General features: G+C 67.4%; 9 protein-coding genes. All 9 read left to right on the plus strand.

The features are described 5' to 3' along the window. Positions 1–12 precede the first annotated feature (12 nt). Positions 13–2,964 (plus strand): translation initiation factor IF-2, encoded by a 2,952-nt coding sequence (gene infB / locus ACK5F2_RS11255; protein WP_409864695.1) that lies wholly within the window; start codon positions 13–15, stop codon positions 2,962–2,964. 159 nt (positions 2,965–3,123) lie between these two features. Then, entirely contained in the window at positions 3,124–3,513 is a 390-nt protein-coding gene (gene rbfA / locus ACK5F2_RS11260; protein WP_133603731.1) for a 30S ribosome-binding factor RbfA, read from the plus strand. A 13-nt stretch (positions 3,514–3,526) separates the two neighbouring features. Next, a complete protein-coding gene (truB, locus tag ACK5F2_RS11265; protein WP_409864696.1) occupies positions 3,527–4,495 on the plus strand; it encodes a tRNA pseudouridine(55) synthase TruB in 969 nt (322 codons plus the stop codon). Positions 4,496–4,527: 32 nt separating this feature from the next. After that, positions 4,528–6,354 (plus strand): translational GTPase TypA, encoded by a 1,827-nt coding sequence (gene typA / locus ACK5F2_RS11270; protein WP_409864697.1) that lies wholly within the window; start codon positions 4,528–4,530, stop codon positions 6,352–6,354. A gap of 106 nt (positions 6,355–6,460) precedes the next feature. Continuing rightward, positions 6,461–7,351 carry a DMT family transporter gene (locus tag ACK5F2_RS11275; RefSeq protein ID WP_409864698.1) on the plus strand — a complete coding sequence of 297 codons (891 nt, stop codon included), beginning with the start codon at positions 6,461–6,463 and terminating at the stop codon, positions 7,349–7,351. Between the two features lie 28 nt (positions 7,352–7,379). Continuing rightward, on the plus strand, positions 7,380–8,513 hold the full coding sequence (locus ACK5F2_RS11280) for an enoyl-CoA hydratase/isomerase family protein (protein WP_409864699.1): 1,134 nt from the start codon (positions 7,380–7,382) through the stop codon (positions 8,511–8,513). Positions 8,514–8,803: 290 nt separating this feature from the next. Continuing rightward, positions 8,804–9,232, plus strand: coding sequence for a hypothetical protein (locus tag ACK5F2_RS11285; RefSeq protein ID WP_409864700.1), 429 nt, complete (start codon positions 8,804–8,806; stop codon positions 9,230–9,232). A gap of 230 nt (positions 9,233–9,462) precedes the next feature. After that, positions 9,463–9,870, plus strand: coding sequence for a hypothetical protein (locus ACK5F2_RS11290; RefSeq protein WP_409864702.1), 408 nt, complete (start codon positions 9,463–9,465; stop codon positions 9,868–9,870). Between the two features lie 3 nt (positions 9,871–9,873). Continuing rightward, on the plus strand, positions 9,874–10,616 hold a 743-nt coding region (locus tag ACK5F2_RS11295; protein ID WP_409864703.1), incomplete at its 3' end, for an exopolysaccharide biosynthesis protein.

The raw sequence follows: 10,616 nt of genomic DNA on the forward strand, positions 1-10,616 counted from the left end.
AGGATTCCCACAATGGCTGTGACCACCGTCGCCCAGTTCGCTGCAGAGCTACAAAGGCCTGCAAGCACGCTGCTTGAGCAGCTGCAAGCCGCGGGCGTCAAGAAGGCGTCTGCTGAAGACGCCCTGAACGAAGCCGACAAAGAACGTCTGCTGGATTACCTGCGCACTGCGCATGGCACTGCGAATAGCGCTGATCGCAAGAAGATCACGCTCAAGCGCACCTCCACCAGCGAGATCAAGCAGGCCGACTCCAGCGGCAAGACCCGCACTGTGCAGGTCCAGGTGAAGAAGACCCGCACCTTCGTCAAGCGCGAGGACAGCGGTCTCGATGAGGCCGCTGCCCAAGCTGCGGAAGAGGCTGAGCTGCAGCGTCGCGAGGAAGAGGCTCAGGCCCAGGCCGAAGCCCTGCGCAAGCAGGAGGAAGAGCTGGCCGCCCGCGTTCGCGAGCGTGAAGCCGCCGAAGCTGCTGCCAAGGCCGCCGAGGAGCAGCGTCGCCAGGAGCGTCTGGCCGCCGAGGCCCGCGCCGCCGAGGAAGCCGCCGCTGCCAAGGTGGCTGCGGAAGCCGCTGCCCGCGAGGCTGCGCGTGCTGCTGCCGCTGCGCTGAACAAGGCTGCGACCCGTCCGGCGCCTGCCGTGGCGGCTCCGGCCCCCGCTCCCGTTGCCGCCCCCGCGCCGGCTCCCGCTCCTGTGGAAGCGGCCAAGCCTGCGGCGCCCGTGGAAGCGCCCAAGCCCGCCCTGCGCGTGGTCAAGGCCGTGGACGTGAGCGCCGAGGAAAAGCAGAAACAGGCCGATCTGGAGCGCCGCCGCAAGGCCGCCGAGGCCGAGGCTGCCGCCATCCGCGCGATGATGAATGCACCCAAGAAGGTGCTGGTGGCCAAGAAGCCCGAGGAGCCCAAGCCGGCGGCAACCCCGGCCATCCAGGGCACCATCCACAAGAAGCCGGGTACCGGCACGACCGCCGCTCCGGCAGGCGGCGCAGCCGCCAAGCCGGGCGACAAGAAGTCGGTCAAGTCCGAGAAGCTGTCGTCCAGCTGGGCCGATGACGCCGCCAAGAAGCGTGGCCTCAAGACCATCGGCGCTGGTGCGCCTGCCGGTCGCGGCCAGCCGGGCTGGCGTGCGCCCAAGGGTGGCGCGGGTCGTCGCGGCGACCGTGGTGATCGTCATGGTTCGGCCTCCAACTTCGTGGCGCCCACCGATCCGGTGATCCAGGAAGTCCATGTGCCCGAGACCATCTCGGTCGCGGACCTGGCTCACAAGATGTCGGTCAAGGCCTCTGAGGTCATCAAGAAGCTGATGCAGCTGGGTCAGATGGTCACCATCAACCAGCAGCTGGACCAGGAAACGGCCATGATCGTGGTCGAGGAAATGGGCCACAAGGCTTTTGCCGCCAAGCTGGATGATCCGGACGCCTTCCTGGAAGAGGAGGGCGCAGCTGCCGAGCAGGAACACGAGTTGCTGCCGCGCGCCCCGGTCGTCACCGTCATGGGTCACGTGGACCATGGCAAGACCTCGCTGCTGGACTACATCCGTCGCAGCCGCGTCGCCGCGGGCGAAGCCGGCGGCATCACGCAGCACATCGGTGCCTACCATGTGGACACCCCGCGCGGCATGATCACCTTCCTGGATACCCCGGGTCACGAGGCCTTCACGGCCATGCGTGCTCGTGGCGCCAAGGCCACCGACATCGTCATCCTGGTCTGTGCGGCCGATGACGGCGTCATGCCCCAGACCAAGGAAGCCGTGCACCACGCCAAGGCGGCCGGCGTGCCCATCGTGGTGGCCGTCACCAAGATCGACAAGCCCGACGCCAATCTGGACCGGGTCAAGAGCGAGCTGGTGGCCGAACAAGTGGTGCCGGAAGAATTCGGCGGTGACTCTCCCTTCGTGGGCGTGTCTTCCAAGACGGGCCAGGGCATCGACGATCTGCTGGAGCAGGTGCTGTTGCAGGCCGAGGTTCTGGAACTGACCGCGCCCAAGGACTCCATGGCCAAGGGCCTGGTCATCGAAGCCAAGCTGGACAAGGGCCGCGGCCCCGTGGCCACGGTGCTGGTTCAGACCGGTACCCTCAAGCGCGGCGATGTGGTGCTGGCCGGTTCGACCTTCGGCCGCGTGCGTGCCATGCTGGACGAAGATGGCAAGCCCTGTAACGAGGCCGGCCCCTCCATCCCGGTGGAGATCCAGGGTCTGACCGAGGTGCCGCAGGCCGGCGACGAGTTCATGGTGCTGGCCGATGAGCGCCGTGCCCGTGAAGTGGCCACCTTCCGTCAGGGCAAGTACCGCGACGTCAAGCTGGCCAAGCAGCAGGCCGCCAAGCTGGAGAACATGTTCGAGAACATGGGCTCGGGCGATGTGCAGAGCCTGCCGCTGATCATCAAGGCCGATGTGCAGGGTTCGCAGGAAGCGCTGGCGTCCTCGCTGCTCAAGCTCTCGACCGAGGAAGTCAAGGTGCAGATCGTGCACGCTGCGGTCGGTGGCATCAGCGAGTCGGACGTCAACCTGGCGATCGCCTCCAAGGCCATCATCATCGGCTTCAACACCCGTGCCGATGCCGGCGCGCGCAAGCTGGCCGAGCACAATGGCGTGGATCTGCGCTACTACAACATCATCTACGACGCCGTGGATGAGGTGAAGGCAGCGATGGGCGGCATGCTGGCGCCCGAGCAGCGCGAGGAAGCCCTGGGCACGGCCGAGATCCGCGTGGTCTTCGTGGCCTCCAAGATCGGTACGGTGGCCGGTTCCATGGTCACCTCGGGCCTGGTGCGTCGCAACGCCAAGTTCCGCCTGCTGCGCGACAACATCGTGGTCTACACCGGCGAGGTCGAATCGGTCCGCCGCGAGAAGGACGATGTGAAGGAAGTCAAGGAAGGCTTCGAGTGCGGTATCAAGCTGAAGAACTACAGCGATATCAAGGAAGGCGACCAGCTCGAGTTCTTCGAGATCAAGGAAGTGGCCCGGACTCTTTGAGCCCCCTTCGCTTCGCTCCTGACCCGGGAGCCCGCCAGGTTCACCTTGCGGTCCCGGGGCGCCGCCTGCAAGATCGGGGCGGTTTCCGGCGGGGCGTGGCTTGGTCGAAACCCCGCCTAGCAGTTCAGGCGGGGTTTGCATTTGGAGCTTTGAAACACCATGCGTCATAAGAGAGCAATCCCCAATCGCGGTTTTCGCGTCGCCGACCAGATCCAGCGCGATCTGGCCGAGCTGATCCGCGAGCTCAAGGATCCGCGCATCGGCATGGCCACCATCAGTGCGGTCGAGGTCACGCCCGACTACGCGCATGCCAAGGTCTTCTTCTCGGTGCTGGTGGGCTCGCCCCAGGAAACTGAAGAAGCCCTGAACGAGGCCGCCGGCTTCCTGCGCAACGGCCTGTTCAAGCGCCTGGCCATCCACACCGTGCCGACCCTGCATTTCCACTTCGACCGCACCACCGAGCGTGCCGCCGAGATGAATGCCCTGATCAGCAAGGCCAACGCCAACCGCGCGGCCGACGAGGCCTCGGACGAAGGCCGCGAGGACTGAAGACCCACCGGCCATGCACGCCACGCCCGCCACCCCTGCCACCGCCGAAGCCCGCGCGCCGCGCCAGCGCATACAGCGCCTGCCGGTGCATGGCGTGCTGCTGCTGGACAAGCCCCTGGGCCTGTCCAGCAACGATGCGCTGCAGAAGGTGAAGTGGCTGCTGCGCGCCGAGAAGGCCGGCCACACCGGCACCCTGGACCCGCTGGCCACCGGCCTGCTGCCCCTGTGCTTTGGCGCGGCCACCAAGTTCAGCCAGGTCAGCCTGGATGCGGACAAGGCCTACGAGGCCACGCTGCGCCTCGGCAAGACCAGCAGCACCGGCGACGCTGAAGGACAGATCCTGCGCGAGCGCCCGGTGGCGCTGACGCGCGAGCAGATCGAAGCCGCCTGCGCCGCCTTCACCGGCGAGATCGATCAGGTGCCGCCCATGCACTCGGCGCTCAAGCACGAGGGCAAGGCGCTGTATGAATATGCCCGCGCCGGTCAGGTCATCGAGCGCGCGGCACGTCGCGTGAGGATTCACGCGATCGACATCCTGGATTGGCAGCATGAGGTCTTGAAGATCGCCGTGCGCTGCTCCAAGGGCACTTACATCCGCACCCTGGCCGAGGACCTGGGCGAGCATCTGGGCTGCGGCGCGCATCTCTCGGCGCTGCGCCGCACCGCCAGCGGCCCCGTGCAGCTGCGCGACGCGATCAGCCTGGACGCCCTGGCCGCCATGAGCGAGACGGAGCGTGAATCCATGCTGCGCCCCCCGGACTGCCTGCTGGAGGAATGGCCGTCGCTGCGCCTGGACGCGGACGACACCGCCAAATTCCTCAACGGCATGCGGCGCCGCGTTTCAGCCGCCGATGCGCCGCATGTGCGGGTCTACGGACCCCAAGCCCGGGCCCTGCTGGGCAGCGCGTCGATTCAAGCCGGCGAATTGATTCCCGGCCGCCTGCTCAGCCCGCAGGAAGTGCAGTCCCTGCTGAGCGCCTGATGTACCGCCAAGATTTTTGAGAAGAGCCCCCCATGAGTAAGCAGATTCGCAACATCGCCATCATCGCCCACGTTGACCATGGCAAGACCACCATGGTGGACCAGCTCCTGCGCCAGAGCGGCACCTTCGCCGACCACGAGAAGGTCGTCGACACCGTGATGGACAACAACGCCATCGAGCGCGAGCGCGGCATCACCATCCTGGCCAAGAACTGCGCTGTGTCATGGGAAGGCACGCACATCAATATCGTCGACACCCCGGGCCACGCGGACTTCGGCGGCGAGGTCGAGCGCGCCCTGTCCATGGTGGACGGCGTGGTGCTGCTGATCGACGCGCAAGAGGGCCCCATGCCCCAGACCCGCTTCGTCACCAAGAAGGCCCTGGCCCTGGGCCTGCGCCCCATCGTGGTGGTGAACAAGGTGGACAAGCCCGGTGCCAAGCCTGACGCCGTGATCAATGCTGCCTTCGACCTGTTCGACAAGCTGGGCGCCACCGACGAGCAACTGGACTTCCCCGTGGTCTACGCCTCGGGCATCAATGGCTGGACCTCGCTGGAAGAGGGCGCGCCGGGCGAGCAGTGGGGCCCCGATATGTCGGCCCTGTTCAACACCATCCTGAAGCATGTGCCCTCGCAAAAGGGTGACCCGGCCGCCCCGCTGCAGCTGCAGATCTCGGCCCTGGACTTCTCGACCTTCGTGGGCCGCATCGGCGTGGGCCGCATCAGCCAGGGCACCATCAAGCCCGGCATGCAGGTGGTCGTGGTGGAAGGCCCCGGCGGCAAGAGCGTCAACGGCCGCATCAACCAGGTGCTGACCTTCCAGGGTCTGGACCGCATGCAGACCACCCAGGCCGGCCCCGGCGACATCGTGCTGATCAACGGCATCGAGGACATCGGCATCGGCGTCACCGTGACCGACCCGGCCAACCCCCAGCCCCTGCCCATGCTCAAGGTGGACGAGCCCACCCTGACCATGAACTTCTGCGTGAACACCAGCCCCCTGGCCGGTCGCGAAGGCAAGTTCGTCACCAGCCGCCAGATCTGGGACCGCCTGCAGAAGGAACTGCAGCACAACGTGGCCCTGCGCGTGAAGGAGACCGATGAAGACGGCATCTTCGAGGTCTGCGGCCGCGGTGAACTGCACCTGACCATCCTGCTGGAAAACATGCGCCGCGAGGGCTACGAGCTGGCCGTCTCCAAGCCGCGCGTGATGTTCCAGGACATCGACGGCGTGAAGTCCGAGCCCATGGAGCTGGTCACCGCCGACGTGGAAGAAGAGCACCAGGGCGGCGTGATGCAGGCCCTGGGCCTGCGCAAGGGTGAGATGCTGAACATGGAGCCGGACGGCCATGGTCGCGTGCGCCTGGAATACCGCATCCCGGCCCGTGGCCTGATCGGCTTCTCCAACGAGTTCATGAACCTGACCCGCGGTTCGGGCCTGATCTCCTCCATCTTCGACGGCTACGAGGCCTACAAGGGCGAGATCGGCGGCCGCAAGAACGGCGTGCTGATCTCCATGGACGACGGTGAGATCTTCACCTACGCCCTGGGCAAGCTGGACGACCGCGGCCGCATGTTCGTCAAGCCCAACGACCCGGTGTACGAGGGCATGATCGTGGGCATCCACAGCCGTGACAACGATCTGGTCGTCAACGCCACCCGCACCAAGCAGCTGACCAACTTCCGCGTCAGCGGCAAGGAAGACGCGATCAAGATCACCCCGCCCATCGAGCTGACGCTGGAGTACGGTGTGGACTTCATCGACGACGACGAGCTGGTCGAGATCACGCCCAAGAGCGTGCGTCTGCGCAAGCGCCATCTGTCCGAGAACGAGCGCAAGCGCGCGGCTCGCGGCGGCTGATGAGCGTTCGGGCTGAGCAGCCCTGGCCTGCGCGCTTTCGCAAGGACGTGACGCAGGCCTGAATCCACTCTCCAGCGCCCCCTTTCTCGGGGGCGCTCTGCCATCCATGAAGCACAGTCGCGCGGTTCTGCTGATGATTGCGGTCACCCTGCTGTGGAGCACAGCCGGAGTGGTGTCGCGCCATCTGGAGGCAGCCCGCAGCTTCGAGGTGACCTTCTGGCGCAGTGCCTTCAATGCCCTGGCCCTGCTGCTTGCTCTCGGCGTCTTGCGGGGGGCGGCCCTGTGGCGCCAGCTGCTGGGCGCGGGGCGCGCGGTCTGGGTCTCCGGCCTGTGCTGGGCCACCATGTTCACGGCCTTCATGGTGGCGCTGACCAAGACCTCGGTGGCCAATGTGCTGGTCACCATGTCCCTGGCTCCTCTGCTCACGGCCCTGTTTGCCCGCATCTTCCTGCAGCACCGCTTGCCGCTGCGGACCTGGGCCGCCATCGCCCTGGGCAGTGCGGGCATTGCCTGGATGTTCGGCCACGAGATGCAAGGTGGTGCTCAGGCCCTGGGTGGCATGCTCATCGCCTTTGCGGTACCGCTGGCCGCTGCCACCAACTGGACCCTTTTGCAGCATAGCCACAGCCGCAGCGAAGCAGGCGAGGGCAGCGGCGCGCCCGATATGTTGCTGGCCGTGCTGCTGGGCGCCCTGATTTCGGCCCTGCTGACCCTGCCGCTGGCCTGGCCCTTGCAGGCGGGCTGGCACGATCTGGGCCTGCTGGCCGGGCTGGGCGTGTTCCAGCTGGCCTTGCCCTGTCTGATCGTGGTGCAGCTCAGCCGCGTGCTGCCCGCGCCGGAGATCGCCCTGCTGGGCTTGCTGGAGGTGATCTTCGGGGTACTCTGGGCCTGGCTGGGTGCGGGGGAAGCCCCGTCTTCCGCCGCCTTGCTCGGAGGTGCTATGGTGCTGGCCGCCCTGGTGGGCAATGAATTGCTCGGCCTGCGGGCCGGTCGGTAAACACAACAAGAAGTCTGATGGAGTTGGCATGAGTTCCGCCGCCCTGATTCCCGCCCTGCAGTCCGACGGCCAGATCCTGGCCGAGGTCAATGGCTGCCTGGGCCTGATCACCCTGAATCGCGCCAACGCGCTCAATGCCCTGTCGCTGGCCATGATCCGCGACATCACTTCGCTGCTCAAGCACTGGGCCGCCAGCCCGGCCATCCAGGCCGTGGTGGTGCTGGGTGCCGGTCGCGAGGGCAAGCCGGCCGCCTTCTGCGCCGGTGGCGACATCCGCTTCTTCCACCAGAGCGCCACCGCTGGCACCCCGGAAGCCATGGCCGCGCTGGAAGCCTTCTTCACCGAGGAATACGCGCTCAATCACCTGATCCACCACTATCCCAAGCCCTATGTGGCCCTGATGGATGGCGTGGTGATGGGCGGCGGCATGGGCATCAGCCAGGGCTCGAAGCTGCGTGTGCTGACCGAGCACAGCAAGCTCGCCATGCCCGAGACCCATATCGGCCTCTTCCCCGATGTGGGCGGCGGCTGGTTTCTGGGCCAATGCCCCGGCCATGCCGGCGAATGGCTGGCCCTGACCGGCCAGCCCATCGGCGCAGGCGATGCCATCGCCCTGGGCCTGGGCGATGTCTTCGTCAAGAGCAGCGAGCTGCCGGCCATCGTTGAGGCCTTCCGCCACGGCGAACAGCCCAGCGCCGAGCATGTGGTGGCCGAGGTGATGGAGCGCGCCGATCTGGCCCCCGCGCCCGACTACCTGGATCTGCGCAGCCGCATCGACCGGCACTTCTCCAAGCCCAGCGTGGCCGAGATCATGGGCTCGCTGGCTGCGGCCGATGACGCCTGGGCCCAGGACACCCTGGCCGTGCTGAAGAAGCGCTCGCCCCTGATGATGGCCGTGACCCTGGAGCAGTTGCGACGCGCCCGCAAGCTCAGCCTGGCCGAGGACCTGCGCATGGAGCGCGATCTGGTGCACCGCTGCTTCACGCTGCGCCCCGGCGCCGCCTCCGAGACGGTGGAAGGCATCCGCGCCCTGGCCGTGGACAAGGACCATGCGCCGCGCTGGAACCCGGCCCGCATCGAGGAGGTGACGCCCGCCATGGTCCAGGCCTTTTTCGAGAGCCCCTGGAGCGCCGAGCAGCATCCGCTGCGCGAGCTTCGCTGATCTGCATCATGAGCGCCGTGCGACTCGCGCCAGCCGGGCCGGTCCCGGCATGTTGACAGCCTGTGCACTGCGCTAGAGTGTGCTGAAGCCCGAGGGTTTCTCGGGCGGAGCGCTCTGTCTTGATCATCTGCTTTCATCAGTTCGGCCCACGCGGTGCGGTGGCTTGCGGCTTGCTGCTGCTGGGGCTTGTGCTCGGGGGCTGCGCGGCATCCCCCCTCGGTGAAGCTGGCGCGGGCCCCAGCACGACCGTCAAGCCGGCCACCGCGAGCCGTCTCGGCGACACCGCTACCGTGCCCCTGCAGGATCTCAACCTGACTCGCAGCGAGATCCCGGTCCTCCTGCAGCAGGCCCGGCTTCAGCCCTATGCGCCGCCCCTCGAGCCGGTGAGCTGCGCCAGCCTCCAGCTGGCCCTGGCCGCCCTGGACGAGGTGCTTCCGCCCGATGTGGATACCAGCAGCCCCAAGCCCGGCGAACAGGGCTGGGCGGAGCAGGGCGGTGAGATGGTGGGCGACGCCGTCTGGGATGCGCTGCGCAACACGGCCGAGGGTGTCATCCCCCTGCGGGGCTGGGTGCGCAAGCTCAGTGGCGCCGAGCGTCATTCCGCTGCCGTCCAGTCCGCACTGCGAGCCGGCGAGGCCCGGCGCTCCTTTCTGATTGGCCACGCGCAGGCTCGCGGCTGCTCCCCTCGGCCGGTGCTGACACGCCCAGGCGTGCCCTGAGCCCCGCGGGACAGAGGTCGCGCTAGTCAAGGCTGACTTCGGTTTCTTCGAAGTCCAGGCCTTGATTTGACTTGTTTTTCAAGATGCACGGCCTGCGTAAGCTCGCGGCTGCGAACGCGCCCTTGGCGGCGCGGCAATCTTCAAGACGAAAAGGCGCTGTACATGTACAAGACATCACACCCAAGCATCCGGTTCCCCGCTCCCCAATCCTTGGTGTGGAGGGCTTGACCATGGCTCTGAACTCAAGCTGGCGCTGGGGCGCCTGGAGTTTGTTCCTCGTGCTGGCCCTGCTGTGGAGCGGCGGCCTGGGGCTGCTGGGCGCCATGCTGGACTGGGCCAGCCATGCCCTGGCCAGCGGCGATGCCGCGCGCATGGGCGAAGCGGCTGCGGCCTGGCAGATGCCGCCCTGGCTGGCACCCTGGGTGGACGAGGCCACGCTGCGCGCGCTCCAGGAGAGTCTGAAGTGGGTGCTGGATCTGGGGCAGTCCGGCCTGCCTTGGCTGGGCACGGCCCTGGGCTGGCTCACGCCCTTGCTGTGGGTGCTGTGGTTCATGGGCGTGATGGCGCTGTTCTTCCTCACCCTGCTGGGCCTGCGCCTGCTGCGCTCCATCCCGTCCACCACCGCAAGCGCGCGCTGATTCATGTCCTTCTCGGATGAAGGGGCCGCGGCCGGACTGGCCGAGGCCTTTCGCCAAGCCCTGCTGGAGCATGGGGAGGCCGAGGCGCCGCAGGTGCTGAGCCTGGATGATCTCTTGGCCCTGCATGGTCAGGCCTCGGCGGCCGTGTTGCTGATGATGATGGCCCTGCTCAGCGTCACGCCCCTGGCCGGTATCGGCACCCTGCTGAGCCTGGTGATCCTGCTGCTGGGCTGGCGCTGGCACCGTGACCATGTCCAGACCCGCCTGCCGCGGCGCCTGGCCGAGTTCCGCCTGGGGCCTGTGTGGTCGGCGCGCTGCCTGCGCATGCTGGCCTGGACCTACGGCCTGGCCGACCGCTGCCTGCGCGCGCGCTGGCTCTTCATGAGCCATCGCCGCACCCGCCTGGGCTGGGGCGCCTGGATCGCCGCCATGGGCCTGATCATCATGCTGCCCCTGCCGCTGGGCAATGTGCTGCCCAGCCTCAGTCTGGTGCTCTTGAGCCTGGGCTGGATGTTCCGCGACGGCCTGGCCCTGCTGGCCTCGGCCCTGGTCGGGTCGGGCGCCCTGGTCTTCACCGCCACCATGGGCCATGTGATCACCGAGGCAGCCCAGCGCGCTTGCGGTGGTGGACGGGATGGAGCGCAGCAGGCGCAGGCCCAGCAGGGTGAGGAAGAACAGCGCCATCACGCCCATGAACCACAGCACCCACAGCAAGGGCGTGAGCCAGCCCAGGGCCGTGCCCAGCC

The sequence above is a fragment of the Roseateles sp. genome (assembly GCF_046300915.1).
Taxonomy (GTDB): Bacteria; Pseudomonadota; Gammaproteobacteria; order Burkholderiales; family Burkholderiaceae_C; genus Kinneretia.

Coding starts and splice junctions, on each gene's coding strand:
- infB (WP_409864695.1), top strand. CDS start 13: ATGGCTGTGACCACCGTCGCCCAGTTCGCTGCAGAGCTACAAAGGCCT.
- rbfA (WP_133603731.1), top strand. CDS start 3,124: ATGCGTCATAAGAGAGCAATCCCCAATCGCGGTTTTCGCGTCGCCGAC.
- truB (WP_409864696.1), top strand. CDS start 3,527: ATGCACGCCACGCCCGCCACCCCTGCCACCGCCGAAGCCCGCGCGCCG.
- typA (WP_409864697.1), top strand. CDS start 4,528: ATGAGTAAGCAGATTCGCAACATCGCCATCATCGCCCACGTTGACCAT.
- ACK5F2_RS11275 (WP_409864698.1), top strand. CDS start 6,461: ATGAAGCACAGTCGCGCGGTTCTGCTGATGATTGCGGTCACCCTGCTG.
- ACK5F2_RS11280 (WP_409864699.1), top strand. CDS start 7,380: ATGAGTTCCGCCGCCCTGATTCCCGCCCTGCAGTCCGACGGCCAGATC.
- ACK5F2_RS11290 (WP_409864702.1), top strand. CDS start 9,463: ATGGCTCTGAACTCAAGCTGGCGCTGGGGCGCCTGGAGTTTGTTCCTC.